This window comes from Serratia sp. JKS296 (genome assembly GCF_900215445.1).
GTDB lineage: Bacteria > Pseudomonadota > Gammaproteobacteria > Enterobacterales > Enterobacteriaceae > Serratia > Serratia marcescens.
Genome location: NZ_OCMX01000001.1, coordinates 363659 through 389952, shown reverse-complemented (window position 1 = coordinate 389952; position 26294 = coordinate 363659). Strand labels below are relative to the sequence as shown.

Below are 26294 nucleotides of genomic sequence, written 5' to 3'. Positions count from 1 at the left end.
GAAACGATCCTAAACTGGTCAGATCTCATCCCGATAGCTCTAAGAATACTCAACAAAAAATAAAAATCAAAAACCATTTCCATTTTATTATTAAATATTTTATTAACACTTTATTATCAATTGGTTAGAACAAATAACATAACTAATGGGTAAGGAAATCGGTTCCAATAGAATCGCAAAGACAGGCTAACGCGCTGTTGGCCAATGGTTTTTTGGAAAAAGTGGCGGGTAAAAAGAGGATCGTACAGAGGATCAACAGCGCGGCGGCCTCGATTCAGCCGCCGGCAGGCAGGAAAGATCAGTCGAGAGTCGGATTCATATGGCGCAGATCGTAAGGCGTGATCTGGTAGACGTAATAGTTGAGCCAATTGGAGAACAGCAGGTGGCCATGGCTGCGCCAGGTGGCTTTCGGTGTCAGTGCGGGGTTGTCATCGGGGAAGTAGTTGAGCGGTACGGCAGGATCGAGGCCAGCTTCGTTGTCGCGACAATACTCCCCGGCCAGGGTCAGGGCATCATACTCAGGATGGCCGGTGACAAATGCCAGGCGCTTATCCCTGCTGGCGAACAGGTAGGCGCCGGCCTGCTCGGATTCGGCCAGAATGTCCAGGTCGGTATATTGGCGAATCACCTCGGTCGGGAAATCGGCATAGCGTGAATGCGGCGCCAGGAAGCTTTCGTCGAAGCCGCGCGTCAGCAACGCATGCTGCTGCAGCGTTTGGTGCGGATAAACGCCGGAGAGCTTCACTTCGCGCGTCATCTTGGGAATGCCGTACAGGATATTCAACGCCGCTTGTACCGCCCAGCACACGAACAGTGTAGAGGTGACATGGTTTTTGGCCCAGTCAATGACCCGTTCGATCTGCGGCCAGTAGGCAACATCGCAGAAATCAACCAGCCCCAGCGGCGCGCCGGTGACAATCAGGCCATCGAAGTTCTCATTCTGGATATCCTCGAAGTCGCAGTAGAAGTTGTTCAGATGCTCGGCCGGCGTGTTCTTCGATTCGCGGCTGTCGATGCGCAGCAGCTGGATATCAATCTGCAGCGGCGAGTTGGACAACAGACGCAGAAACTGGTTTTCCGTTTCGATCTTCTTTGGCATCAGGTTGAGGATCAGCACTTTCAGTGGCCTGATTTCCTGTGTTTTTGCCCGCGAGGATGTCATCACGAAGACATTCTCACCGCGCAAGAAATTGACCGCAGGTAACTCATCAGGAACACGAATCGGCATTGCTTAACCCTCACATATCCATTTATACGTTTAGACTTCTAGATGCCCGAAGATAGCGTTTTTTTCCGTCGCTGTCGAGCATTCAGCGGAAAGGTGAAAATGTTTCATTGCGCGAGCTGCGTCAGGATCTTGGCAGGGAGGATGAGAGGTACTGAAAGCAAAAAGGCCATCCTTTCGGATGGCCTCTTGGCTTATTTGATGCTTGGCAGTGTCCTACTCTCGCATGGGGAGACCCCACACTACCATCGGCGCTACGGCGTTTCACTTCTGAGTTCGGCATGGGGTCAGGTGGGACCACCGCGCTATTGCCGCCAAGCAAATTCTTTTTTCTGCCGAACTTCTAAACCCACTTTAAATAAAGTGGTGCTGATACCCAGAGTCGAACTGGGGACCTCACCCTTACCAAGGGTGCGCTCTACCAACTGAGCCATATCAGCACGCTTAATTTGATGCCTGGCAGTGTCCTACTCTCGCATGGGGAGACCCCACACTACCATCGGCGCTACGGCGTTTCACTTCTGAGTTCGGCATGGGGTCAGGTGGGACCACCGCGCTATTGCCGCCAGGCAAATTCGTTTTAATCAACCCGCTTCATCACTGAAGCCAGTCAATCCAATCTGTAAACAAGCTGAATATTGTCTTGGTCTCACCAAAACACCTTCGGTGTTGTAAGGTTAAGCCTCACGGATCATTAGTACTGGTTAGCTCAATGCATCGCTGCACTTACACACCCAGCCTATCAACGTCTTAGTCTTAAACGTTCCTTCAGGGGCCTTAAAGGCCCAGGGAAGACTCATCTTGAGGCAAGTTTCGCGCTTAGATGCTTTCAGCGCTTATCTTTTCCGCACTTAGCTACCGGGCAATGCCATTGGCATGACAACCCGAACACCAGTGGTGCGTTCACTCCGGTCCTCTCGTACTAGGAGCAACCCCTCTCAATCTTCCAACGCCCACGGCAGATAGGGACCGAACTGTCTCACGACGTTCTAAACCCAGCTCGCGTACCACTTTAAATGGCGAACAGCCATACCCTTGGGACCTACTTCAGCCCCAGGATGTGATGAGCCGACATCGAGGTGCCAAACACCGCCGTCGATATGAACTCTTGGGCGGTATCAGCCTGTTATCCCCGGAGTACCTTTTATCCGTTGAGCGATGGCCCTTCCATTCAGAACCACCGGATCACTAAGACCTACTTTCGTACCTGCTCGAGCCGTCACTCTCGCAGTCAAGCTAGCTTATGCCTTTGCACTAACCTCACGATGTCCGACCGTGATTAGCTAACCTTCGTGCTCCTCCGTTACTCTTTGGGAGGAGACCGCCCCAGTCAAACTACCCACCAGACACTGTCCTCACCCCAGATTATGGGGCCGAGTTAGAACATCAAACATTAAAGGGTGGTATTTCAAGGATGGCTCCACGCAGACTGGCGTCCACGCTTCAAAGCCTCCCACCTATCCTACACATCAAGGCTCAATGTTCAGTGTCAAGCTATAGTAAAGGTTCACGGGGTCTTTCCGTCTTGCCGCGGGTACACTGCATCTTCACAGCGAGTTCAATTTCACTGAGTCTCGGGTGGAGACAGCCTGGCCATCATTACGCCATTCGTGCAGGTCGGAACTTACCCGACAAGGAATTTCGCTACCTTAGGACCGTTATAGTTACGGCCGCCGTTTACTGGGGCTTCGATCAAGAGCTTCGCCTTGCGGCTGACCCCATCAATTAACCTTCCAGCACCGGGCAGGCGTCACACCGTATACGTCCACTTTCGTGTTTGCACAGTGCTGTGTTTTTATTAAACAGTTGCAGCCAGCTGGTATCTTCGACTGGCTTCAGCTCCATCCGCGAGGGACTTCACCTACATGCCAGCGTGCCTTCTCCCGAAGTTACGGCACCATTTTGCCTAGTTCCTTCACCCGAGTTCTCTCAAGCGCCTTGGTATTCTCTACCTGACCACCTGTGTCGGTTTGGGGTACGATTTAATGTTACCTGATGCTTAGAGGATTTTCCTGGAAGCAGGGCATCAACTACTTCTGCACCGTAGTGCATCGTCATCACGCCTCAGGGTTAGTATGCAACCGGATTTACCAGGTCACACCCCCTACACGCTTAAACCGGGACAACCGTCGCCCGGCTAGCCTAGCCTTCTCCGTCCCCCCTTCGCAGTAACACCAAGTACAGGAATATTAACCTGTTTCCCATCGACTACGCTTTTCAGCCTCGCCTTAGGGGTCGACTCACCCTGCCCCGATTAACGTTGGACAGGAACCCTTGGTCTTCCGGCGAGCGGGCTTTTCACCCGCTTTATCGTTACTTATGTCAGCATTCGCACTTCTGATACCTCCAGCAACCCTCACAGGCCACCTTCAACGGCTTACAGAACGCTCCCCTACCCAACAACGCCTAAGCGTCGCTGCCGCAGCTTCGGTGCATGGTTTAGCCCCGTTACATCTTCCGCGCAGGCCGACTCGACCAGTGAGCTATTACGCTTTCTTTAAATGATGGCTGCTTCTAAGCCAACATCCTGGCTGTCTATGCCTTCCCACATCGTTTCCCACTTAACCATGACTTTGGGACCTTAGCTGGCGGTCTGGGTTGTTTCCCTCTTCACGACGGACGTTAGCACCCGCCGTGTGTCTCCCGTGATAACATTCTTCGGTATTCGGAGTTTGCATCGGTTTGGTAAGCCGGGATGGCCCCCTAGCCGAAACAGTGCTCTACCCCCGAAGATGAGTTCACGAGGCGCTACCTAAATAGCTTTCGGGGAGAACCAGCTATCTCCCGGTTTGATTGGCCTTTCACCCCCAGCCACAAGTCATCCGCTAATTTTTCAACATTAGTCGGTTCGGTCCTCCAGTTAGTGTTACCCAACCTTCAACCTGCCCATGGCTAGATCACCGGGTTTCGGGTCTATACCTTGCAACTAATCGCCCAGTTAAGACTCGGTTTCCCTACGGCTCCCCTATACGGTTAACCTTGCTACAAAATATAAGTCGCTGACCCATTATACAAAAGGTACGCAGTCACACCACGAAGGTGCTCCCACTGCTTGTACGTACACGGTTTCAGGTTCTATTTCACTCCCCTCGCCGGGGTTCTTTTCGCCTTTCCCTCACGGTACTGGTTCACTATCGGTCAGTCAGGAGTATTTAGCCTTGGAGGATGGTCCCCCCATATTCAGACAGGATGTCACGTGTCCCGCCCTACTCATCGAACTCACGACCTGTGCATTTTAGTGTACGGGGCTATCACCCTTTGCTGCGCGACTTTCCAGACGCTTCCACTAACACACAAGCCGATTCAGGTTCTGGGCTCCTCCCCGTTCGCTCGCCGCTACTGGGGGAATCTCGGTTGATTTCTTTTCCTCGGGGTACTTAGATGTTTCAGTTCCCCCGGTTCGCCTCATGCCACTATGTATTCATGACATGATAATGTGTCGAAACACACTGGGTTTCCCCATTCGGGTATCGCCGGTTATAACGGTTCATATCACCTTACCGACGCTTTTCGCAGATTAGCACGCCCTTCATCGCCTCTGACTGCCTAGGCATCCACCGTGTACGCTTAGTCACTTAACCTCACAACCCGAAGATGTTTCCATCGTTCGCGCTGCAAACATTTGAAAGACTCTATGACAGGTTACTCTTCATCCCAATACGTCTACGGAGGGATAAATTTCAGCCGTCATGTTTCAATTTCCAGCTTGTTCCAGATTGTTAAAGAGCAATATCTTAAACATGACTCGGAAGTCATCTTTAAGATATGGTGTATCGTCAGATACTTGAGACCGCCGCTTTCACCGGGTGGGTCGGAAGCTTGGCGTCCCCTAGGGGATTCGAACCCCTGTTACCGCCGTGAAAGGGCGGTGTCCTAGGCCTCTAGACGAAGGGGACACGACACCGTACTTTTATGACGCTTTTGCTCGTTACTTTTTCATCAGACAATCTGTGTGAGCACGCCACGCGAACTAATATCTTTAGGTAAGGAGGTGATCCAACCGCAGGTTCCCCTACGGTTACCTTGTTACGACTTCACCCCAGTCATGAATCACAAAGTGGTAAGCGCCCTCCCGAAGGTTAAGCTACCTACTTCTTTTGCAACCCACTCCCATGGTGTGACGGGCGGTGTGTACAAGGCCCGGGAACGTATTCACCGTAGCATTCTGATCTACGATTACTAGCGATTCCGACTTCATGGAGTCGAGTTGCAGACTCCAATCCGGACTACGACGTACTTTATGAGGTCCGCTTGCTCTCGCGAGGTCGCTTCTCTTTGTATACGCCATTGTAGCACGTGTGTAGCCCTACTCGTAAGGGCCATGATGACTTGACGTCATCCCCACCTTCCTCCAGTTTATCACTGGCAGTCTCCTTTGAGTTCCCGGCCGAACCGCTGGCAACAAAGGATAAGGGTTGCGCTCGTTGCGGGACTTAACCCAACATTTCACAACACGAGCTGACGACAGCCATGCAGCACCTGTCTCAGAGCTCCCGAAGGCACCAATCCATCTCTGGAAAGTTCTCTGGATGTCAAGAGTAGGTAAGGTTCTTCGCGTTGCATCGAATTAAACCACATGCTCCACCGCTTGTGCGGGCCCCCGTCAATTCATTTGAGTTTTAACCTTGCGGCCGTACTCCCCAGGCGGTCGATTTAACGCGTTAGCTCCGGAAGCCACGCCTCAAGGGCACAACCTCCAAATCGACATCGTTTACAGCGTGGACTACCAGGGTATCTAATCCTGTTTGCTCCCCACGCTTTCGCACCTGAGCGTCAGTCTTCGTCCAGGGGGCCGCCTTCGCCACCGGTATTCCTCCAGATCTCTACGCATTTCACCGCTACACCTGGAATTCTACCCCCCTCTACGAGACTCTAGCTTGCCAGTTTCAAATGCAGTTCCCAGGTTGAGCCCGGGGATTTCACATCTGACTTAACAAACCGCCTGCGTGCGCTTTACGCCCAGTAATTCCGATTAACGCTTGCACCCTCCGTATTACCGCGGCTGCTGGCACGGAGTTAGCCGGTGCTTCTTCTGCGAGTAACGTCAATTGATGAACGTATTAAGTTCACCACCTTCCTCCTCGCTGAAAGTGCTTTACAACCCGAAGGCCTTCTTCACACACGCGGCATGGCTGCATCAGGCTTGCGCCCATTGTGCAATATTCCCCACTGCTGCCTCCCGTAGGAGTCTGGACCGTGTCTCAGTTCCAGTGTGGCTGGTCATCCTCTCAGACCAGCTAGGGATCGTCGCCTAGGTGAGCCATTACCCCACCTACTAGCTAATCCCATCTGGGCACATCTGATGGCAAGAGGCCCGAAGGTCCCCCTCTTTGGTCTTGCGACGTTATGCGGTATTAGCTACCGTTTCCAGTAGTTATCCCCCTCCATCAGGCAGTTTCCCAGACATTACTCACCCGTCCGCCGCTCGTCACCCAGGGAGCAAGCTCCCCTGTGCTACCGCTCGACTTGCATGTGTTAAGCCTGCCGCCAGCGTTCAATCTGAGCCATGATCAAACTCTTCAATTAAAAGCTTGATTTGCTTCCACTCGAGAAGCGATGCTCAAAGATTTACTGCATGAATTTTACTTCAGTTAGTCACTCTTCAAGACTTGATATTTTTTGCATCCGAAGATGCTGGATATCGTCTTGTGGAGTGCCCACACAGATTGTCTGATAAATTGTTAAAGAGCAGTGAGTTAGGCGCTTTCGCTTGCTAACTCGAGGTGGCGTATATTACGCTTTCCTCTTTCAGAGTCAACCCTAATTTTCAGGATTTTTTCTCTTTCTTCCCGGCCGCTGTGTGAAGTGAATCACTTGCGCCGTGTCGATGGAGGCGCATTATAGGGATCCGAGTTTTTTGCACAACCCCTTTTTTGATCTTTTCTTTCCGTTTGCACACTTTTCAGCCCTTCCGGGTGGATCTTGTGCGATCAGGGCCATTTTCCGCAGGATCCGGCGCGGCGACTGGTTGTAATTCCATCGCCAGGGTCTAGTATTGCCGGTAAATATGATCCCGACGTGAGGCAAGCACCATGTCCGATGCAGTACGTTCTTATCTTCAATACACACCCAAACTCGGTCAACGCGTCTTGATCGATCCTTCCAGCGTGGTGATCGGTGACGTCGATCTGGCGGATGACGTCAGCATCTGGCCGTTGGTCGCCATTCGCGGTGACGTCAATGCGGTAAAGATCGGCGCGCGCAGCAATATTCAGGACGGCAGCGTGCTGCATGTGACTCATCGCTCCGAACATAACCCCGACGGTTATCCCCTGCTTATTGGAGAAGACGTGACCGTTGGCCATAAAGCGATGCTGCACGGCTGCGCCATCGGCAACCGGGTGCTGGTCGGTATGGGATCGATCCTGTTGGACGGCGTAGTCGTAGAAGACGATGTGATGATTGGCGCCGGCAGTTTGGTAGCGCCGGGCAAACGCCTGGCCAGCGGCTATCTTTATATGGGTAGCCCGGCACGCCAGGTTCGGCCTTTGACCGCCGCCGAGTTGGAGGGATTGCTTTATTCTTCTAACAACTATGTACGCTGGAAAGATGAATACCTGTCGGAAGACATCTGACGGGCTCCCCGTTCCCTATAAAGAGAACGGGGTAGGGGATTTATGCCGCCAGTTCGCTGCGCAGCTGGCGTAATACCGGTTCGATCTCTGGCATCACTCCGTGCCAAAGCAGGAAAGCATGCGCCGCCTGCCCCACCAACATGCCCAGCCCATCGGCATATTCCGTTGCCCCTTGCTGCTGCGCCCAGGCTAGGAACGGCGTGACGCCCTGCTGATAGAACATGTCATAGCAACGGGTTTGCGCGTTGACTACGCCCGTAGGCAACGCCGGGATCTCTCCACTGATGCCGGATGCCGTCGCATTGATCACCAGATCAAAAGCTTGTTGACCCAATTGATCCATCGGCACCGCCGAGATCTCCCCCAGATGCCGGAAAGCGTCGCCCAACTCTTGGGCCCGGCTGAAGGTGCGGTTGGTGATCGTGAGCCGGCAGCCGAAAGACAGCAGCGGCAGGATCACGCCGCGCGCCGCGCCGCCGGCGCCCACCAGCAGAATGCGATCCTGCGGCCGGATCAATTGCTGACGCTGCAGATCGGTCAGCAAACCGATGCCGTCGGTGTTATCCCCCAATAGGCCACCATTCGGCAACACCTTCAGGGTATTGACCGCCCCGGCCATCGCTGCACGTTCGCTCAGCTCAGAAGCAGCCGAATAAGCTCGCTCCTTGAAAGGCACCGTGACGTTCGCCCCCTGCCCTCCGGCGCGGATAAATTCCTGCAGGCTGATTTCAAAACCGTCCAGCGGTGCCAGCACTGTTCCATAAGGATGCTCTATGTCAGTCTGGGCTGCGAACAGCGCATGAATTCGCGGCGACTTGCTGTGGCCGATAGGGTTGCCAAATACCGCAAACTTCTCCATGCCCATTTCCTCTAGCCCTGACGGATCTGTTCGCCGGTCAGAGCATCTCTGATTTCGGAAGGATTAAGACGGCCGCCTACCTTGCCGGCCAATACCGGGAAAGCCTCGCCAAATTGCCGTGTGACCTCATCCGCGCTGCGGCACGGTTCCAGCCCACTGAGATTGGCGCTGGTCGACACCAGCGGCTTGCCGTACTGCCGGCACAGCAACTGCACCAACGGATGATCGCTGACGCGCACCGCCAGTGAACTGAAACGCCCGGTCAACAAACGCGGCGTCTCCGGGCGAGCAGGCAACACCCAGGTTACCGGCCCAGGCCAGCTGGCGAACATCGTCGCGCGCTGCTGTTCGCTGAGCGTACTGTCGTCAATATAAGGCTTAAGCTGCGCATAGTCGGCGGCGATCAGAATCAGCCCCTTTTCCCACGGCCGCTGTTTCAACGCCAGCAGCGCATTGACCGCCTGTTCGCTGTCGGGATCGCAACCCAGGCCGAATACCGCTTCGGTGGGATAGGCAATCACCTGCTGTTGATGCAAAGCATCGATGATAGATAAAAGGTTCGGGCTTAATTCTGAATTCATGATGTGATTATTCTGTAGTCGCAACGGGTTTCCCGCACAGCTTGCTGGCACAGCACAGGACGGGGCCTTTTGCCGTGCGCTTTTCCATCAGCAGCGGATAATGGCAATAGGCGCATTCACCGGCGACGGGTTTAACGTTGAGAGCAAACTGGCATTCCGGGTAACGATCGCAGGAGTGGAAAACCTTGCCGTAACGCGACTTGCGCTGCAACAGTTTGCCTTGGCCGCACTGTGGACAGGTAATGGCGGTTTCATCAGGCTTATCGATCACTTCAGTGTGATCGCACTGCGGATAATCGCTGCAGCCGATAAACATGCCATAGCGCCCCTGGCGCAGCACCAACGTCGCCTGACATTTCGGGCACGGTTGCCCGTCCAACACCTTGACGATATGGCCATCGGCCTGTGCTTTCAGCGGCCGAATATATTGGCATTCAGGGTACTGGGAACAGCCGAGAAAAGGGCCGTGGCGACCGCTACGGATCACCAGCTCGGCCCCGCATTCCGGACAGGGTTCATTTTGCCTGGCGGCAAAAATCGCGTTTTTTGTCATAACGTCTTCTATGCGCGTTATCGGCTCAATGCAGATAACCTTCGTTCACTTCAAACAACAGTTCTTCCATTTGCTGATAGGCGCTTTCATATCCGGGGATATTAAACAGCACCATCAACACGACCCATTTCAGATCTTCGAGATCGAATTCCGCATTATCCAAAGCCATAACGCGGTCGATAACCATTTCACGGGTTTCGAGGTTCAATACCTGAATCTGTTCCAGGAACAGGAGAAAACCACGGCAGCCGGCGTCCAAACGCGCGCTTTCCTCTTCGGTATAGATCCGCATCGCCAGCGGATCGGCATCCATAAAGTAAGGCGCATTTTGACCTTCTTGCAGGTCGGCCAACTTCTCAAGCCAATTCAACGCGTTGTAGATATCATCCTGATGAAACCCCGCTTGGGCGAGATCATCGGTCAGTTGATCCTGATCGACGCGCATCTCTGGTTCATTGTGGATATAAGTTTCAAACAAGTACATGAGTACGTCGAACATGGCTTGCCCTCCTTAATCGGACATAGCCGCCGGGTACAGCTGCGATCCACCCTGCTAACTCCAGTTCGAGTAACTTGATTACCACCACTGGCACAGGTTGGCCGGCACGTTCAGCGACGACGTCAACAGGTGTCACCTCATCTCCTACGTTAGCCAACACATCGGCAAATGGCAATTCAACTTCAGCCTGCGACGCACAAATAGTTGTATTTTCGTTCAGTGGCAACCATTGGAGGCTGCTTCCCAGCAATTCGGCGATATCTTTCGGCCCAGTCACCAGATGCGCGCCCTGTTGGATCAGCCAGTGCGTGCCTTCGCTCATCGGGTTCCCTAACGGCCCCGGCAAGGCGAATACCTCACGCCCCTGCTCCAGCGCATAGCGAGCTGTCACCAGGGTACCGCTGCGCAACGAGGCTTCTATGACCAGAACGCCCTGGCTCAGCCCGCTGATAATGCGGTTACGGCGAGGAAAATGGTCAGCCAGGGGCAAATCGGTGACCAAATGATCTGAAATCACCGCACCGCCCTGCTCGACTATCTGCTCCGCGAGCCGGCGGTGCCGGCGCGGATAGATATTGCCCAGCCCGCTGCCCAACACCGCAATCGTGCACCCCCCGGCCGCCAGCGCCGCGCGATGGCAAATGCCGTCGATGCCGATCGCCAAACCGCTGGTGATGGTGAAACCGCAACGCGCCAATTCCTCGGCGAAATGGTGAGCCCAACGCTCGCCGTAGTGGCTGAACTGCCGGCTGCCCACCATGGCGAGCTGCGGGTGCGACAACGCCAGAGGATCGCCCTCGATCAGCAAAAATAGCGGCGCATCGTCGATCTGGGCCAGGCGTTCGGGATAACCGGCCGCCCCATAGTTCAGCATACGGTGCGCCGGCAGCTCCAACCAACGCAGGCTGGCCGACAGATAACCGGGATCCAACTGGTTGAACTGCGTCTGCTGCCGTTCGTTCAATCCCAGCTCATGCAGCACGCAGCGTGGTTCGCAACCCATTTGCGATAGCTGCTGCACGATCCGGCTGGCCACGACGGTCTGCAGCCCCGTTACCCCTCGCATCCGTAAAGCGATCTCTTCCGGCCGCATCGTCTGTTCCCTCAGCAAAAACGGTGGTATTACCAATCTGAGCAATTGGTGCACAATGCTGTCAATCAGGTCGGGAAATGTCTAGAATAGAGGTTAAACCTCGTTCATTACTCGGATACAGATCTAAAGATATATGTCAGTCTTGCAGGTATTACATTTCCCAGACGAGCGTCTGCGCAAAGTCGCAGCGCCGGTAAAAGAAGTCAATGCAGATATCCAGCGCATCGTGGATGATATGTTTGAAACCATGTACGCAGAGGAAGGCATTGGCCTGGCTGCGACTCAGGTGGATATCCATCAGCGCATTATCGTGATCGACGTCTCCGAGAATCGCGATCAGCGCCTGGTGTTGATCAACCCGGAGCTGCTGGAAAAAAGCGGTGAAACCGGCATCGAGGAAGGCTGTCTTTCCATTCCCGAGCAGCGTGCGTTAGTGCCGCGCGCCGCGCAGGTGAAGATCCGCGCACTGGATCGTGAAGGCAAACCTTTCGAGCTGGAAGCGGACGACCTGTTGGCGATCTGCATCCAGCACGAGATGGATCACCTGATGGGCAAACTGTTCGTCGATTACCTGTCGCCGCTCAAGCGTCAGCGCATTCGTCAGAAACTGGAAAAAATGGCCAAGCTTCAAGCCCGCGCCTAACCGATCAGGAAATCAACGTGTCTGACTCTTTACGGATTATTTTCGCCGGAACACCAGACTTCGCAGCGCGTCATCTTGACGCGCTGTTGTCATCTGAGCACCAGATTGTCGGCGTTTTTACCCAGCCCGACCGCCCGGCGGGCCGCGGCAACAAGCTGACGCCAAGCCCGGTCAAAGTGCTGGCCGAGCAACACCAACTGCCGGTATTTCAGCCCAAATCGCTGCGCCCCGAAGAGAACCAGCGCCTGGTGGCCGATCTCAACGCCGACGTGATGGTGGTGGTGGCCTACGGGCTGATCCTGCCGCAGGCGGTGCTGGATATGCCGCGTCTCGGTTGCATCAACGTACATGGCTCGCTGCTGCCTCGCTGGCGCGGCGCGGCGCCGATCCAGCGTTCGCTCTGGGCCGGTGACAGCGAAACCGGCGTGACCATCATGCAGATGGACGTCGGTCTCGATACCGGTGACATGATGCACAAGATTGCCTGCCCGATTGAGAGCAGCGATACCAGCGCCAGTCTCTACGACAAGCTGGCCCAGCTCGGCCCGCAGGGCATGTTGACTACGCTGCGCCAAATGGCAGACGGCAGCGCCACCCGCGAAGTGCAGGACGAAGCGCTGGTCACCTACGCCGAGAAACTGAGCAAAGAAGAAGCCCGCCTGGACTGGACACTGTCCGCTGCCCAGTTGGAGCGCTGCATCCGCGCCTTCAACCCTTGGCCGGTCAGCTACTTCACCATCGACGATCAACCGGTGAAAGTGTGGCAGGCCAGCGTACTGACACAAAGCGCCAACGCGGAGCCAGGCACCGTTGTCCATGCCGACAAGCACGGTATCCAGGTGGCGACTGCCGACGGTATCCTCAACCTGATCCAACTGCAGCCCGCCGGCAAGAAACCGATGTCGGCACAAGACCTTTTAAATTCACGTCGTGAATGGTTTACCCCGGGTAACCGGCTGTAAGTCGCTCCACTGCCCGGCCGTTCATCGCCGGGCCGTTATTTTCTTAATGCCGATCGTTATCAGCTTCAGCCTATGAAAAATAATTACAATCTCCGCAGCATCGCTGCCAAAGCCATCGGCCAGGTGCTGGATCAGGGGCAGTCGCTCAGCACTGTCCTGCCGGCGCTGCAAACCTCCATCAGCGATAAAGATCGCGGATTGCTGCAGGAGCTGTGTTTCGGCACGTTGCGCGTGCTGCCGCAGCTCGAATGGTGCATTCAGCAATTGATGGCCAAGCCGCTGACCGGTAAGCAGCGTACGCTGCACTACTTGCTGATGGTCGGCCTGTATCAGTTGCTGTATACCCGCATCCCGGCGCACGCCGTGTTGGCGGAAACCGTGGAAGGCGCGGTGGCGCTGAAACGGCCGCAGTTGAAAGGCCTGATTAACGGCGTCTTGCGGCAATTCCAGCGCCAGCAGGAAGAGCTGCTGCAGCGCGCCTCTAACAATGACAGCCGCTATCTGCACCCGAGCTGGTTGCTGAAACGCATTCAACAAGCTTATCCCGCCAACTGGGAACAGATCGTCGACGCCAATAACCAGAAACCGCCGATGTGGCTGCGCGTCAACCGCCTGCATCACACCCGTGACGCTTATCTGCAGCTGCTGAGCGACGCCGGCATCGCCGCGGAAACTCATTCAGACTATGCCGATGCGGTGCGTTTGCTGGCGCCTTGCGCCGTGACCGATCTGCCAGGGTTCGCCGAAGGCTGGGTCACCGTGCAAGATGCCTCAGCCCAGGGGTGTGTCGATCTGTTGGATCCGCAAGACGGCGAACAGATCCTCGACCTGTGCGCCGCACCCGGCGGCAAAACCACGCATATTCTGGAAGCGGCGCCGAAAGCGCACGTCATGGCGGTCGATATCGACGAACAGCGCCTGGCGCGAGTCAAAGAGAACCTGCAGCGTCTGCGTTTGCACGCAGAAGTTAAATTGGGCGATGGCCGCACTCCGCAGCAGTGGTGCGGGGACAAACAGTTCGATCGTATCCTGCTGGACGCGCCTTGTTCCGCCACCGGCGTGATCCGCCGTCACCCCGACATCAAATGGCTGCGCCGCGATCGCGACATCGCCGAACTCGCCGCACTGCAGGCAGAAATTCTGGAAGCCGTCTGGCCGCATCTAAAACCAGGCGGCGTGATGGTTTACGCCACCTGCTCTATCCTGCCGGATGAAAACAGCAGCCAGATCGCCGCGTTCTTGCAACGCCACGCCGATGCCAAGCTGGTTGAAACCGGCGATGCGCAACGGCCAGGGCGACAGAATATCCCGCATCCCGAGGACGGCGATGGCTTCTTTTACGCTAAGCTGATTAAAATGTAATGCTTCAGGGCGTGCGTGCGCGCCCTAAGTCTTTCAGTGTGAAGCAGAGAACACGATGAAAATAATTATTCTTGGTGCCGGTCAGGTTGGCGGGACGCTGGCGGAAAACCTGGTGGGTGAAAACAACGATATCACCGTCGTCGATACCGATTCCGGCCGCTTGCGCCAACTACAGGATAAATTCGATTTGCGGGTGGTTCAGGGACATGGTTCCCACCCTCGGGTGCTGCGCGAAGCCGGCGCAGAAGACGCCGACATGCTGGTCGCCGTCACCAACTCCGACGAAACCAACATGATCGCCTGCCAGATCGCCTATTCTCTGTTTAACACCCCCAACCGTATCGCCCGTATCCGCGCGCCGGAATATATCCGCGAGTCGGAAAAACTGTTCCTGCCGGAAGCGGTGCCAATCGACCATCTGATTTCGCCGGAGCAGCTGGTCATCGACTATATCTACAAGCTGATTGAATACCCTGGCGCCCTGCAGGTGGTTAACTTCGCCGAAGGCAAGGTCAGCATCGCCGCGGTTAAAGCCTATTACGGCGGCCCGCTGGTCGGCAATGCACTCTCTTCAATGCGCGAGCACATGCCACATATCGACACCCGCGTCGCCGCTATTTTCCGCCAGGACAGACCGATCCGTCCGCAGGGCTCGACCATTATCGAAGCAGGCGATGAAGTTTTCTTCGTCGCCGCCTCACAGCATATCCGCGCGGTGATGAGCGAACTGCAGCGGCTGGAAAAACCCTATAAGCGCATCATGATCGTCGGCGGCGGCAACGTCGGCGCCGGCCTGGCCGCCAAACTGGAAAAAGACTACAACGTCAAACTGATCGAGCGGAATCAGCAACGCGCCGCCGAACTGGCCGAACAGCTGCACGATACCATCGTGTTCTACGGCGATGCCTCCGATCAGGAGCTGCTGGCCGAAGAGCACGTCGAGCAGGTGGATGTTTTCATCGCCATCACCAACGACGATGAGGCCAACATCATGTCCGCCATGCTGGCTAAGCGCATGGGCGCCAAGAAGGTGATGGTACTGATCCAGCGCCGCGCCTATGTCGACCTGGTGCAGGGCAGCGTGATTGATATCGCCATTTCACCGCAGCAGGCGACCATCTCCGCCCTGTTGGGGCACGTGCGCAAAGCGGATATCGTCAGCGTTTCGTCGCTGCGCCGCGGCGTGGCGGAAGCGATCGAGGCGATTGCACACGGCGATGAAAGCACGTCCAAAGTGGTCGGCCGCATCGTCGAAGATATCAAGTTGCCACCGGGGACGACCATCGGTGCGATCGTGCGTGGCGATGACGTGATCATTGCCAACGGCAACAGCAAAATCGAACAGGGCGATCACGTCATCATGTTTATTACCGACAAGAAATTCGTGCCTGACGTTGAACGCTTGTTCCAACCGAGCCCGTTCTTCTTGTAGAACGAATTTATTTGGCTATGGTCTATAATCGCGTGGTTGTTCTCTGCCTTGGGAGGAGATAAAACTTCTCTCCTTTTGTGGCAAAGGGAAATTGCTTTGTTAAACTTGAGTTATTAATTCTGCAAGGGGTGCGTTCTATGAGTATGTTGAAAGAGTTTCGCGAATTTGCCATGCGTGGCAACGTGGTCGATCTGGCCGTCGGTGTGATTATCGGTGCCGCATTCGGCAAGATTGTTTCGTCCTTCGTGGCTGATATCATCATGCCACCACTGGGCTTACTGATCGGCGGCGTCGACTTTAAACAGTTCCATCTGGTGTTACGCGAAGCTCAGGGCGCCGTACCGGCGGTGGTAATGAACTACGGTTCATTCATCCAAACCGTATTCGACTTCGTGATTGTCGCCTTCGCCATCTTCCTGGCGATTAAATTGATGAACAAAATGCGCCGCAAACAGGAAGAAGCGCCCGCAGCGCCGCCGGCACCTACCGCAGAAGAGAAACTGCTGACGGAGATCCGTGATTTGCTGAGCCAGCAACAGCAGCCAAAACTGTAAGACAGCGTTTGGTTATGCCAATAAAAAGCCACCTGATGAAGGTGGCTTTTTTAATGCCTTAAAACCAGAAGGCCAGTGGTAAATTATCGCTTGATAGTTTATCACTGGCCTCCCAGTTACCGCCTTTGTTGTGTTTTTCTTTACGCCGATAGCTGCCTTTGCCTTTCACATTCTTTTCTACCCGCTGACGGAATAGCGGATCATGCAGCAGCGCCTCAATGGCGTTATCTTGAATCTGACCTTTGGTGTGACGATATTTCGTCATGATAATGCTCCTGTAAAAGGTAGGGTAATAAAACGAGCCGATAATACTGCCGGCAATATAAAAATTAAAGTGCCGTCAGCAACCTTTTTTGCCTTTATCATCGCTGGCGCCCTGTTCCAAGGCTTCCAGAATAGAACAATAGTTGCTGGTATGGGCAGTGCCGCAGCAGGCGTCGCTCAAGCGTTTCAACGATTCGCGCATGCGAGTCAGCTCCGCCAACTTACTTTCCACTTCGCTCAGGCGAGCATCGACGATCGACTTCGACTCCTGGCAGGTATGATGTTCAGGATCAACTCGGATCGACAGCAGTTCGGCGATCGTTTCCAGAGTAAAGCCCAACTGTTTGGCATAGCGAATAAAACGCAGCCGCTGCAGATCCTGCTCGGTGTAGAGTCGATAACCGCCCTCTGTGCGGACATTGTGATCCATCATGCCCTGCTTTTCATAGTAACGCACGGTATCCGGCGTCACTTCGGCAAGCTTGGCCAACTGACCTATCTTGAACATTACTTCTCCTCCCGAGTGAATTTACCGTCCAGCGCGCGCTGATATTCGCCATGCAAGAAATCGGTGCTCATCCCAGCCTGACGCAACCGATGTTCCAGCAGTGCCATGCGCTTGCTGAGATCGACATAGTCCGGATGCTCACTGTTGATCCCTTGCAGTAAGTGAGCAACGGTCAACGCCTCTTTGCGATCTTCCAGCGCCGGCGGCAGGTAACCGGCATTTTTCAGCAGACGGTAAGCGGCGCGCAGCTCAGCAGGCACCGCGCTGTCATCGTCCAGCACCAGCGGTTGGCCCTGGCCGGGCAGATTGTCGAACTCGCCTTTATCCTGGGCATCAAGGATATGACGTTCCGCCCATTGGTCAAGCAACCCCATAACAGACAGTCTCAGTGAGCCTATTGAATGAGTCTTAGCATAACGGATAGGGGCGAGGATCTTAAGCACGGCGGGGGAATTGAGCACATTTGGCGGGATTTGGACGTAAAAAAACCGGGCAAGCCCGGTTTTTTTACGCGTCTACAGATTACTCTGCAGTTGCTACTTCTGCTTGAGACTCAGCACGATCAACCAGCTCGATGTATGCCATCGGCGCGTTGTCGCCTGCGCGGAAGCCACACTTCAGAATGCGAGTGTAACCACCGGCACGGCTCGCGAAACGCGGGCCCAGCTCGTTAAACAGTTTTGCCACGATCTCGTTATCACGAGTACGGGCGAATGCCAGACGACGATTAGCTACGCTGTCGGTCTTGGCAAGAGTAATCAGCGGCTCAACAACGCGACGCAGCTCTTTTGCTTTTGGCAGGGTCGTCTTGATGATCTCATGACGAACCAAAGAGCCGGCCATGTTACGGAACATAGCCTGGCGATGGCTGCTGTTACGGTTCAGTTGACGACCACTCTTACGATGGCGCATGACCTTATCCTTCTCAGTAAAACCTTAACCTGTGATCCGGTTACTCGTCAGCAATGCTTGCCGGCGGCCAGTTTTCCAGGCGCATGCCCAGAGACAGACCACGTGAGGCCAGCACGTCTTTAATCTCGGTAAGAGATTTTTTACCCAGGTTTGGCGTTTTCAGCAACTCAACCTCGGTACGCTGTACCAGATCACCGATGTAGTGGATAGCTTCTGCCTTGAGGCAGTTAGCAGAGCGGACAGTCAATTCCAGATCGTCAACAGGGCGCAGCAAGATCGGATCGAATTCCGGTTTCTCTTCTTTAACTTCCGGCTGACGCACATCACGCAGGTCAACGAAAGCTTCAAGTTGTTCAGCCAGAATGGTGGCCGCACGGCGGATCGCCTCTTCAGGATCGATCGTGCCATTGGTCTCCATTTCGATGACCAGCTTATCCAAGTCAGTACGCTGTTCTACACGCGCAGCTTCAACATTGTAGGCGATACGCTCTACAGGGCTGTAGCAGGCGTCAACCAACAGACGACCGATTGGGCGCTCATCTTCTTCCGAATGAATTCGGGCAGAAGCCGGCACATAACCGCGACCGCGCTGAACTTTGATACGCATGCTGATAGCCGCGTTCTCATCAGTCAGGTGGCAAATCACGTGCTGAGGCTTGACGATTTCGACATCACCATCATGGGTGATGTCGGCAGCGGTCACAGGGCCAATGCCAGATTTATTCAGGGTAAGAATAACTTCGTCTTTGCCTTGAACTCTCACCGCCAGCCCTTTCAGGTTGAGCAGGATCTCCAGGATATCTTCCTGTACGCCTTCTTTGGTGCTGTACTCATGCAGTACACCATCAATCTCAACCTCGGTCACCGCGCAACCCGGCATAGATGAAAGCAGAATACGGCGCAGTGCGTTGCCAAGAGTATGGCCAAAGCCACGCTCTAAAGGCTCAAGGGTCACCTTGGCGTGCGTCGAACTGACTTGCTCGATATCTACCAGGCGCGGTTTTAGAAACTCTGTCACAGAACCCTGCATTGTGTCCTCTCTTTGGTACTAAGCTTTACTTGGAGTAAAGCTCGACGATCAGGTGTTCGTTAATGTCCGCAGACAGATCGGTACGTTCAGGCATACGCTTGAACACGCCTTCCATCTTAGCAGCATCAACTTCCAGCCAAGTCGGCTTTTCACGCTGCTCAGCCAGCTCCAGAGAAGCTTTAACACGAGACTGCTTTTTAGCTTTCTCGCGGATGCTGACTACGTCATTCGGAGATACCTGATAAGAAGCGATGTTAACAACGCGACCGTTTACCATAACTGCTTTGTGGCTAACCAGCTGACGTGACTCTGCACGAGTAGCGCCGAAGCCCATACGGTAAACAACGTTGTCCAGACGACCTTCCAGCAGCTGCAACAGGTTTTCACCGGTGTTGCCCTTCAGGCGGGTTGCTTCTTTGTAATAGTTGCGGAATTGACGCTCCAGAATGCCGTACATACGACGAACTTTCTGCTTCTCACGCAACTGAACACCGTAATCAGACAGACGCGGTTTACGCGCACCGTGCTGACCAGGTGCTTGTTCAATTTTACACTTGGAATCGATCGCGCGAACGCCAGACTTAAGGAACAGGTCTGTGCCCTCACGACGGCTCAGCTTGAGCTTAGGACCCAAATATCTTGCCATTTTCTTTCTCCAACAATCCTAAAAGCTGCGTTACACGCGGCGCTTTTTCGGCGGACGACAACCGTTATGAGGGATCGGAGTCACATCAGTAATGTTAGTGATGCGGAAACCAGCCGCGTTCAGAGCGCGGATAGTAGACTCACGACCAGGACCAGGTCCTTTAACCATAACTTCCAGGTTCTTGATACCGTATTCTTTCACTGCGTCAGCACAACGTTCTGCTGCAACCTGTGCTGCGAACGGAGTGGACTTACGAGAACCACGGAAACCGGAACCACCGGCTGTTGCCCAACCCAAAGCATTACCCTGACGATCAGTGATGGTAACGATGGTGTTGTTGAAAGAAGCATGGATATGAGCCACGCCGTCAGAGACTTGCTTTCTTACACGCTTACGTGTACGAACAGGTGCCTTTGCCATTATTCAATAACCCCGATTATTTCTTGATCGGCTTGCGCGGACCCTTACGGGTACGAGCGTTGGTCTTGGTGCGCTGACCGCGTACCGGCAGACCACGACGATGACGCAAACCACGATAGCAACCAAGGTCCATAAGACGCTTGATGCTCAGGGTAATTTCACGACGCAAATCACCCTCAACGGTGTATTTGGCAACTGCATCACGAAGCTTTTCGATTTGCTCTTCAGACAGCTCACTGATCTTAACATTTTCAGCAATACCCGTGGATGCACAGATAGCCTGTGAACGGGTTTTACCGATACCGAAGATCGACGTTAAGGCGATAACGGTATGTTTATGATCAGGAATGTTAATGCCTGCTATACGGGCCACTATGCACTCCTACTATTTTATACAGCAACACCATTCTGAAAAGCCCGTTTTCAGGATACTCAAATAATGTTGCAGTGCGACATACAAAAGATTGGCTGGCTAATCTAGCCAGCTCAACCCAACTTTGCAAGAAAAATATGCGAGATAATCAGCCTTGACGCTGTTTATGCTTCGGCTCGGCGCTGCAAATCACACGAACGACACCGTTACGCTTAACGATTTTGCAGTTACGACATAATTTCTTGACGGAAGCACGAACTTTCATTTTTACTCTCCGTAACTTCTCAAACGAATCTGACTAGCGGTTATAGCCTTTCAGATTTGCTTTCTTCAATGCAGACTCGTACTGACTTGACATCATCAGAGTTTGCACTTGAGCCATAAAGTCCATGATGACGACAACCACGATCAGTAGCGAGGTACCACCAAAGTAGAATGGTACTTTCATTGCATCACGCATGAACTCCGGGATCAGGCAGATGAAAGTAATGTACATCGCGCCCACCAGGGTTAAACGCGTCATTACTTTATCGATATACTTCGCCGTTTGCTCTCCCGGACGAATTCCTGGTACGAAGGCACCGGACTTCTTCAGGTTATCTGCTGTCTCACGCGGGTTGAAGACCAACGCCGTGTAGAAGAAACAGAAGAAGATGATTGCAGACGCATAGAGTAACACATAAAGCGGTTGCCCTGGCTGCAAATACAGCGAAATCGTAGTCAGCCAGTTCCAACCGGTACCGCCCCCAAACCATGACGCAATCGTGGCCGGGAACAGAATAATGCTGGAAGCGAAAATCGCCGGGATAACACCCGCCATGTTCACTTTCAACGGTAAGTGTGTACTCTGTGCTGCATAAACACGACGACCTTGTTGACGCTTCGCATAGTTAACGACGATACGACGTTGACCACGCTCGATGAAAACAACGAAGAAGGTTACTGCAAACACCAATACTGCAACCAACAGCAGCAGGAGGAAGTGCAGGTCGCCTTGCCGCGCTTGCTCGATAGTATGGGCCACTGCCGGCGGGAGCCCCGCTACAATACCCGCGAAGATAATGATCGAGATACCGTTGCCGATACCGCGCTCAGTAATCTGCTCACCCAACCACATCAGGAACATTGTCCCGGTTACCAGGCTCACAACCGCAGTAAAGTAGAATGCAAAGCCTGGGTTTAACACCAGGCCCTGCATACCAGGCATATTCGGCAGACCGGTAGCAATACCGATCGACTGGAATATGGCCAATACCAGCGTACCGTAGCGGGTGTACTGGCTAATCTTGCGACGGCCAGCCTCCCCTTCTTTCTTGATTTCCGCCAACGCTGGATGAACCACCGTCAGCAGCTGGATAATGATCGACGCCGAGATATAAGGCATGATCCCCAGAGCAAAGATAGAAGCACGGCTGAGGGCACCACCAGAGAACATGTTAAACATTTCAATGATAGTGCCTCTCTGCTGCTCAAGCAATTTGGCAAGCACAGTGGCATCGATACCAGGAATCGGAATGAAAGAGCCGATGCGGAAGACAATCAGCGCGCCGATGACAAACAAAAGTCTGCGCTTCAGCTCGCCGAGCCCGCCTTTAGCACTTTGAAAATCTAATCCTGGTTGCTTAGCCATCTGCTACTTATTCCTCAATTTTACCGCCAGCAGCCTCGATAGCAGCACGAGCGCCTTTGGTGACACGCAGACCACGCAGGGTTACCGGACGAGCGACTTCGCCAGAAAGTACAACTTTCGCGAATTCGATCTGGACACCAACTACGTTAGCGGCTTTCAGCGCGTTCAGGTCGATAACATCGCCTTCAACCAGAGCCAGTTCAGACAGACGAACTTCTGCCGTGATCATCGCTTTGCGTGAAGTGAAGCCGAATTTCGGCAGACGACGGTACAGAGGCATCTGACCACCTTCGAAACCACGACGTACGCCACCGCCAGAACGAGACTTCTGACCTTTGTGACCACGGCCGCCGGTTTTACCCAGGCCAGAACCAATACCACGACCTACACGCTTAGGCGCATGCTTGGCACCTTCAGCCGGAGACAGAGTATTTAAACGCATCTGTTACTCCTCAACTTTAACCATGTAGGAAACCAGGTTGACCATACCGCGAACAGCAGGAGTATCCTCGCGCTCTACGGTGTGACCAATACGACGCAGACCCAGACCGAGCAGAGTAGCTTTATGCTTCGGCAGACGGCCAATTGAGCTGCGAGTTTGTGTAACTTTAATAGTCTTAGCCATGGTCAATTACCCCAGAATGTCGGCAACGGATTTACCACGCTTAGCAGCGACCATTTCAGGAGACTTCATATTCGCCAGAGCGTCGATAGTTGCACGAACCACGTTGATCGGGTTGGTGGAACCATAAGCTTTAGCCAATACGTTGTGCACCCCAGCAACTTCGAGAACGGCGCGCATTGCACCGCCCGCGATGATACCGGTACCTTCATGAGCAGGCTGCATGAACACGCGAGAACCCGTGTGAGCGCCCTTAACAGGGTGCTGCAGGGTGCCGCTGTTCAGCGCGACGTTCATCATGTTGCGACGGGCTTTTTCCATCGCTTTCTGGATCGCTGCTGGAACTTCGCGTGCTTTGCCGTAGCCAAAACCAACGCGACCGTTACCATCACCAACTACAGTCAGTGCGGTAAAGCTGAAAATACGGCCACCTTTTACGGTTTTAGATACGCGGTTTACCGCGATCAGCTTTTCCTGCAGTTCGCCAGCTTGTTTTTCGATGTGAGCCATCTTAAACCTCTTCCTTAGAACTGAAGGCCAGCTTCACGGGCAGCATCTGCCAGTGCCTGGACTCGACCATGATATTGGAAACCGGAACGGTCAAAGGATACTTTCGCAATCCCTTTTTCCAACGCGCGCTCAGCCAGAGCTTTACCTACGGCTGCTGCTGCGTCTTTGTTACCGGAATACTTCAGTTGCTCCGCGATAGCTTTTTCTAAAGTAGAAGCGGCTACCAGTACTTCAGAACCGTTTGGAGCAATCACCTGTGCGTAAATGTGACGCGGGGTACGATGTACCACCAGGCGGGTTGCACCCAGCTCTTGGAGCTTGCGGCGTGCGCGGGTCGCACGACGGATACGAGCAGATTTCTTATCCATAGTGTTACCTTACTTCTTCTTAGCCTCTTTGGTACGCACGACTTCGTCGGCGTAACGAACACCCTTGCCTTTGTAAGGCTCAGGACGACGGTAAGCGCGCAGATCTGCTGCTACCTGGCCAATTACCTGCTTATCAGCGCCTTTCAGCACGATTTCAGTTTGGCTTGGGCATTCAGCAGTGATACCTGCCGGCAGCTGGTGATCGATAGGGTGAGAGAAGCCCAGGGCCAAATTCACCACGTTGCCTTTAACGGCAGCACGATAACCAACACCTACCAGTTGAAGCTTCTTGGTGAAGCCTTCGGTAACACCAACAACCATTGCGTTCAGCAGAGCGCGCGTGGTACCCGCTTGGGCCCATGCGTTAGCAAAACCTTCGCGCGGAGCGAAAGTCAGTGCGTTAGCTTCTTGCTTCACTTCAACGGCGTCGTGGATAGTACGAGTCAACTCGCCGTTTTTACCCTTAATCGAAATAACCTGACCGTTGAGTTTTACCTCTACGCCGGCAGGAATGACGACGGGTGCTTTTGCAACACGAGACATTCTTTCCTCCCGAATTAAGCTACGTAGCAGATAATCTCGCCACCCAGACCAGCCTGGCGAGCTGCACGATCGGTCATAACACCTTTAGAGGTAGAAACAACAGCGATACCCAAACCGGCCATAACTTTTGGCAGCTCATCTTTTTTCTTGTAGATGCGCAGACCTGGACGGCTGATACGTTGAATGCTTTCTACCACAGCTTTGCCCTGGAAGTACTTCAGTACCAGTTCCAGAACAGGCTTGGCGTCGCCTTCGATTTTGAAATCTTCAATAAAACCTTCTTCCTTCAGCACGTTGGCAATTGCCACTTTCAGCTTGGAGGAAGGCATGGTGACCGCAACTTTGTTCGCGGCTTGACCGTTACGGATACGGGTCAGCATATCCGCGATCGGATCTTGCATGCTCATCTGTCTTTACTCCCGTGATTCAATTGGTAATTACCAGCTAGCCTTTTTCAAGCCTGGTACTTCACCGCGCATAGCGGCTTCACGAAGCTTAATACGGCTCAACCCGAATTTGCCCACATAACCATGTGGACGGCCAGTTTGGCGGCAGCGTTTACGCTGACGAGACGGGCTGGAATCACGCGGCAGAGTTTGCAGCTTGAGAACGGCATTCCAACGATCTTCATCGGATGCGTTCACATCAGAGATAATAGCTTTCAGTTCAGCGCGTTTTGCAAAGAACTTGTCAGCTAATTTCACGCGCTTGACTTCGCGTGCTTTCATTGATTGCTTAGCCATCAGTAACCCTGCCTTACTTGCGGAACGGGAAGTTAAAAGCAGCCAGCAGCGCGCGGCCTTCATCATCAGATTTCGCAGTAGTGGTAATGGTAATATCCAAACCACGAACGCGATCGACTTTGTCGTAGTCGATTTCTGGGAAGATGATTTGCTCACGCACGCCCATGCTGTAGTTGCCACGGCCATCGAATGACTTGGCGGACAGGCCACGGAAGTCACGGATACGTGGAACAGCAATGGAGATCAGACGCTCAAAGAACTCCCACATGCGTTCGCCACGCAGAGTTACTTTACAGCCGATCGGATAGCCCTGACGGATTTTGAAGCCTGCAACAGATTTGCGGGCTTTGGTGATCAACGGTTTTTGACCGGAGATGGCTGCCAGGTCCGCTGCGGCGTTATCCAGCAGTTTCTTGTCAGCAATCGCTTCACCAACACCCATGTTCAGGGTGATCTTCTCGACCCGAGGGACTTGCATGACAGAGTTGTAATCAAACTGAGACATCAGTTGTTTGACTACCTCGTCTTTGTAGTAATCATGCAGTTTCGCCATCGTATTACTCCAAATTACTTGATAGTTTCGCTGTTAGACTTGAAGAAACGGACTTTTTTGCCGTCTTCGAATCTAAAGCCTACACGGTCAGCCTTGCCGGTAGCCGCGTTGAAGATAGCAATGTTAGAAACCTGAATTGCAGCTTCTTTTTCAACAATGCCGCCTGGTTGGTTCAGAGCCGGAACCGGCTTCTGGTGTTTCTTAACCAGGTTGATGCCTTCAACAATGACCTTGCCAGCAGACAGGACATTTTTTACTTTACCGCGCTTACCTTTGTCTTTCCCGGTAATCACGATAACTTCGTCATCACGACGGATCTTCGCTGCCATGTTCGCTCCTTAGAGTACTTCTGGTGCCAGAGAGATAATTTTCATGAACTTCTCATTACGCAGTTCACGAGTTACCGGCCCAAAAATACGCGTACCGATTGGCTGCTCGCTGTTATTGTTCAAAATAACGCATGCATTGCCATCGAAGCGAATGACAGAACCGTCCGGGCGACGTACACCCTTCTTGGTGCGCACCACTACCGCCTTCAGAACATCGCCTTTCTTCACCTTACCGCGAGGAATTGCTTCCTTGATGGTAATTTTGATGATGTCGCCGACGCCTGCGTAGCGACGGTGCGAGCCACCTAGAACCTTGATACACATTACGCGACGTGCACCGGAGTTGTCGGCGACGTTCAGCATAGTCTGTTCTTGGATCATTTTAGTGCTCCGCTAATGTCAACTACTACTTTAAAGACCCAAGTAAAAATTAGGCCGTTGAAAAGCCCCATAACCGAGGGCGCAGCATTATAACACCGCTTACTTGGTATGGGTAGAAAAAATA

General features: G+C 53.6%; 32 protein-coding genes, 2 tRNA genes and 4 rRNA genes. 6 read left to right on the top strand and 32 right to left on the bottom strand.

The features are described 5' to 3' along the window. Positions 1 to 298 precede the first annotated feature (298 nt). The 7 genes from metA to CRO23_RS01895 form a co-directional block, all read right to left on the bottom strand. Complete coding sequence (gene metA, locus CRO23_RS01925) at positions 299 to 1228, bottom strand: homoserine O-acetyltransferase MetA (protein ID WP_004936623.1); 930 nt, start codon at positions 1226 to 1228, stop codon at positions 299 to 301. A gap of 200 nt (positions 1229 to 1428) precedes the next feature. Beyond that, a 5S ribosomal RNA gene (gene rrf / locus CRO23_RS01920) occupies positions 1429 to 1544 on the bottom strand. Positions 1545 to 1589: 45 nt separating this feature from the next. Continuing rightward, positions 1590 to 1665 (bottom strand) — tRNA-Thr (locus CRO23_RS01915). 14 nt (positions 1666 to 1679) lie between these two features. Beyond that, positions 1680 to 1795 (bottom strand): 5S ribosomal RNA (rrf, locus tag CRO23_RS01910). Between the two features lie 103 nt (positions 1796 to 1898). Next, a 23S ribosomal RNA gene (locus CRO23_RS01905) occupies positions 1899 to 4806 on the bottom strand. A 239-nt stretch (positions 4807 to 5045) separates the two neighbouring features. Then, positions 5046 to 5121 (bottom strand) — tRNA-Glu (locus CRO23_RS01900). Between the two features lie 88 nt (positions 5122 to 5209). Continuing rightward, positions 5210 to 6751 (bottom strand): 16S ribosomal RNA (locus CRO23_RS01895). Together the 16S, 23S and 5S rRNA genes with 2 tRNA genes alongside form the textbook arrangement of a ribosomal RNA operon. A gap of 506 nt (positions 6752 to 7257) precedes the next feature. Here CRO23_RS01895 and CRO23_RS01890 point away from each other — a divergent pair. Beyond that, positions 7258 to 7800, top strand: a complete 543-nt coding sequence (locus tag CRO23_RS01890) for a gamma carbonic anhydrase family protein (protein ID WP_004929699.1) — start codon at positions 7258 to 7260, stop codon at positions 7798 to 7800. Positions 7801 to 7840: 40 nt separating this feature from the next. Here CRO23_RS01890 and aroE read toward each other — a convergent pair whose 3' ends face one another. From aroE to dprA, 5 genes are read right to left on the bottom strand one after another with little or no spacing between them, the layout of a single operon-like run. Next, complete coding sequence (gene aroE, locus CRO23_RS01885) at positions 7841 to 8659, bottom strand: shikimate dehydrogenase (RefSeq protein ID WP_049299065.1); 819 nt, start codon at positions 8657 to 8659, stop codon at positions 7841 to 7843. An 11-nt stretch (positions 8660 to 8670) separates the two neighbouring features. Further along, a complete protein-coding gene (tsaC, locus tag CRO23_RS01880) occupies positions 8671 to 9240 on the bottom strand; it encodes an L-threonylcarbamoyladenylate synthase type 1 TsaC (protein WP_016930312.1) in 570 nt (189 codons plus the stop codon). A gap of 7 nt (positions 9241 to 9247) precedes the next feature. Further along, entirely contained in the window at positions 9248 to 9793 is a 546-nt protein-coding gene (locus CRO23_RS01875; RefSeq protein WP_025304489.1) for a DNA topoisomerase family protein, read from the bottom strand. A 25-nt stretch (positions 9794 to 9818) separates the two neighbouring features. Further along, entirely contained in the window at positions 9819 to 10292 is a 474-nt protein-coding gene (gene smg / locus CRO23_RS01870; protein WP_004929707.1) for a DUF494 family protein Smg, read from the bottom strand. Further along, positions 10264 to 11385, bottom strand: coding sequence for a DNA-protecting protein DprA (dprA, locus tag CRO23_RS01865; protein ID WP_097101298.1), 1122 nt, complete (start codon positions 11383 to 11385; stop codon positions 10264 to 10266). Before dprA ends, smg begins: the two co-directional genes overlap by 29 nt. 133 nt (positions 11386 to 11518) lie before the next feature. Here dprA and def point away from each other — a divergent pair, with 133 nt between their 5' ends. The 5 genes from def (at position 11519) to mscL (ending at position 16338) form a co-directional block, all read left to right on the top strand. Beyond that, on the top strand, positions 11519 to 12028 hold the full coding sequence (def, locus tag CRO23_RS01860; protein ID WP_015379260.1) for a peptide deformylase: 510 nt from the start codon (positions 11519 to 11521) through the stop codon (positions 12026 to 12028). Positions 12029 to 12045: 17 nt separating this feature from the next. Then, the gene (gene fmt / locus CRO23_RS01855) at positions 12046 to 12990 is read left to right on the top strand and encodes a methionyl-tRNA formyltransferase (RefSeq protein ID WP_097101296.1); all 945 of its coding nucleotides are present in this window, start codon (positions 12046 to 12048) and stop codon (positions 12988 to 12990) included. Between the two features lie 72 nt (positions 12991 to 13062). Next, positions 13063 to 14352, top strand: coding sequence for a 16S rRNA (cytosine(967)-C(5))-methyltransferase RsmB (gene rsmB / locus CRO23_RS01850; RefSeq protein WP_097101294.1), 1290 nt, complete (start codon positions 13063 to 13065; stop codon positions 14350 to 14352). Positions 14353 to 14407: 55 nt separating this feature from the next. After that, positions 14408 to 15784: a Trk system potassium transporter TrkA gene (trkA, locus tag CRO23_RS01845; RefSeq protein ID WP_004929716.1), complete on the top strand. Its 1377-nt coding sequence runs from the start codon at positions 14408 to 14410 to the stop codon at positions 15782 to 15784. A 137-nt stretch (positions 15785 to 15921) separates the two neighbouring features. Then, entirely contained in the window at positions 15922 to 16338 is a 417-nt protein-coding gene (mscL, locus tag CRO23_RS01840) for a large-conductance mechanosensitive channel protein MscL (protein WP_025304493.1), read from the top strand. A gap of 58 nt (positions 16339 to 16396) precedes the next feature. On the opposite strand, the gene CRO23_RS01835 is transcribed toward mscL, so the two are convergent. The 20 genes from CRO23_RS01835 to rplN form a co-directional block, all read right to left on the bottom strand. Beyond that, positions 16397 to 16603 carry an alternative ribosome-rescue factor A gene (locus tag CRO23_RS01835; protein ID WP_016930320.1) on the bottom strand — a complete coding sequence of 69 codons (207 nt, stop codon included), beginning with the start codon at positions 16601 to 16603 and terminating at the stop codon, positions 16397 to 16399. A 75-nt stretch (positions 16604 to 16678) separates the two neighbouring features. Next, the gene (gene zntR / locus CRO23_RS01830) at positions 16679 to 17110 is read right to left on the bottom strand and encodes a Zn(2+)-responsive transcriptional regulator (protein WP_016930321.1); all 432 of its coding nucleotides are present in this window, start codon (positions 17108 to 17110) and stop codon (positions 16679 to 16681) included. Further along, positions 17110 to 17484 (bottom strand): DUF1992 domain-containing protein, encoded by a 375-nt coding sequence (locus CRO23_RS01825; RefSeq protein WP_097101292.1) that lies wholly within the window; start codon positions 17482 to 17484, stop codon positions 17110 to 17112. The genes zntR and CRO23_RS01825 overlap by 1 nt, the downstream gene beginning before the upstream one ends. Positions 17485 to 17632: 148 nt before the next feature. Then, entirely contained in the window at positions 17633 to 18022 is a 390-nt protein-coding gene (gene rplQ, locus CRO23_RS01820; protein WP_004929726.1) for a 50S ribosomal protein L17, read from the bottom strand. A gap of 40 nt (positions 18023 to 18062) precedes the next feature. After that, the gene (locus CRO23_RS01815; RefSeq protein ID WP_002919219.1) at positions 18063 to 19052 is read right to left on the bottom strand and encodes a DNA-directed RNA polymerase subunit alpha; all 990 of its coding nucleotides are present in this window, start codon (positions 19050 to 19052) and stop codon (positions 18063 to 18065) included. A 25-nt stretch (positions 19053 to 19077) separates the two neighbouring features. Continuing rightward, on the bottom strand, positions 19078 to 19698 hold the full coding sequence (gene rpsD, locus CRO23_RS01810) for a 30S ribosomal protein S4 (RefSeq protein ID WP_004929729.1): 621 nt from the start codon (positions 19696 to 19698) through the stop codon (positions 19078 to 19080). A 30-nt stretch (positions 19699 to 19728) separates the two neighbouring features. Next, entirely contained in the window at positions 19729 to 20118 is a 390-nt protein-coding gene (gene rpsK, locus CRO23_RS01805) for a 30S ribosomal protein S11 (protein WP_004929731.1), read from the bottom strand. A gap of 16 nt (positions 20119 to 20134) precedes the next feature. After that, complete coding sequence (rpsM, locus tag CRO23_RS01800; RefSeq protein WP_004929734.1) at positions 20135 to 20491, bottom strand: 30S ribosomal protein S13; 357 nt, start codon at positions 20489 to 20491, stop codon at positions 20135 to 20137. Between the two features lie 148 nt (positions 20492 to 20639). Beyond that, on the bottom strand, positions 20640 to 20756 hold the full coding sequence (gene rpmJ / locus CRO23_RS01795; RefSeq protein ID WP_002227352.1) for a 50S ribosomal protein L36: 117 nt from the start codon (positions 20754 to 20756) through the stop codon (positions 20640 to 20642). A 33-nt stretch (positions 20757 to 20789) separates the two neighbouring features. Further along, positions 20790 to 22121, bottom strand: a complete 1332-nt coding sequence (gene secY, locus CRO23_RS01790; protein WP_004929740.1) for a preprotein translocase subunit SecY — start codon at positions 22119 to 22121, stop codon at positions 20790 to 20792. Positions 22122 to 22128: 7 nt separating this feature from the next. Next, complete coding sequence (gene rplO, locus CRO23_RS01785) at positions 22129 to 22563, bottom strand: 50S ribosomal protein L15 (protein WP_004929742.1); 435 nt, start codon at positions 22561 to 22563, stop codon at positions 22129 to 22131. A 3-nt stretch (positions 22564 to 22566) separates the two neighbouring features. Further along, positions 22567 to 22746 carry a 50S ribosomal protein L30 gene (rpmD, locus tag CRO23_RS01780; protein WP_048232028.1) on the bottom strand — a complete coding sequence of 60 codons (180 nt, stop codon included), beginning with the start codon at positions 22744 to 22746 and terminating at the stop codon, positions 22567 to 22569. Between the two features lie 6 nt (positions 22747 to 22752). After that, entirely contained in the window at positions 22753 to 23253 is a 501-nt protein-coding gene (gene rpsE / locus CRO23_RS01775) for a 30S ribosomal protein S5 (protein ID WP_004929747.1), read from the bottom strand. 14 nt (positions 23254 to 23267) lie between these two features. Next, entirely contained in the window at positions 23268 to 23621 is a 354-nt protein-coding gene (rplR, locus tag CRO23_RS01770) for a 50S ribosomal protein L18 (protein ID WP_004929748.1), read from the bottom strand. A 9-nt stretch (positions 23622 to 23630) separates the two neighbouring features. Continuing rightward, complete coding sequence (gene rplF / locus CRO23_RS01765; RefSeq protein ID WP_004929751.1) at positions 23631 to 24164, bottom strand: 50S ribosomal protein L6; 534 nt, start codon at positions 24162 to 24164, stop codon at positions 23631 to 23633. A 14-nt stretch (positions 24165 to 24178) separates the two neighbouring features. Further along, positions 24179 to 24571 carry a 30S ribosomal protein S8 gene (gene rpsH, locus CRO23_RS01760; protein ID WP_004929753.1) on the bottom strand — a complete coding sequence of 131 codons (393 nt, stop codon included), beginning with the start codon at positions 24569 to 24571 and terminating at the stop codon, positions 24179 to 24181. A 30-nt stretch (positions 24572 to 24601) separates the two neighbouring features. Then, positions 24602 to 24907 carry a 30S ribosomal protein S14 gene (gene rpsN, locus CRO23_RS01755; protein WP_004929754.1) on the bottom strand — a complete coding sequence of 102 codons (306 nt, stop codon included), beginning with the start codon at positions 24905 to 24907 and terminating at the stop codon, positions 24602 to 24604. Positions 24908 to 24920: 13 nt separating this feature from the next. Further along, complete coding sequence (gene rplE, locus CRO23_RS01750; RefSeq protein ID WP_004929756.1) at positions 24921 to 25460, bottom strand: 50S ribosomal protein L5; 540 nt, start codon at positions 25458 to 25460, stop codon at positions 24921 to 24923. A gap of 14 nt (positions 25461 to 25474) precedes the next feature. Further along, positions 25475 to 25789 (bottom strand): 50S ribosomal protein L24, encoded by a 315-nt coding sequence (gene rplX / locus CRO23_RS01745; protein WP_004929758.1) that lies wholly within the window; start codon positions 25787 to 25789, stop codon positions 25475 to 25477. A gap of 9 nt (positions 25790 to 25798) precedes the next feature. After that, positions 25799 to 26170 (bottom strand): 50S ribosomal protein L14, encoded by a 372-nt coding sequence (rplN, locus tag CRO23_RS01740; protein WP_000613954.1) that lies wholly within the window; start codon positions 26168 to 26170, stop codon positions 25799 to 25801. Positions 26171 to 26294 lie beyond the last annotated feature (124 nt).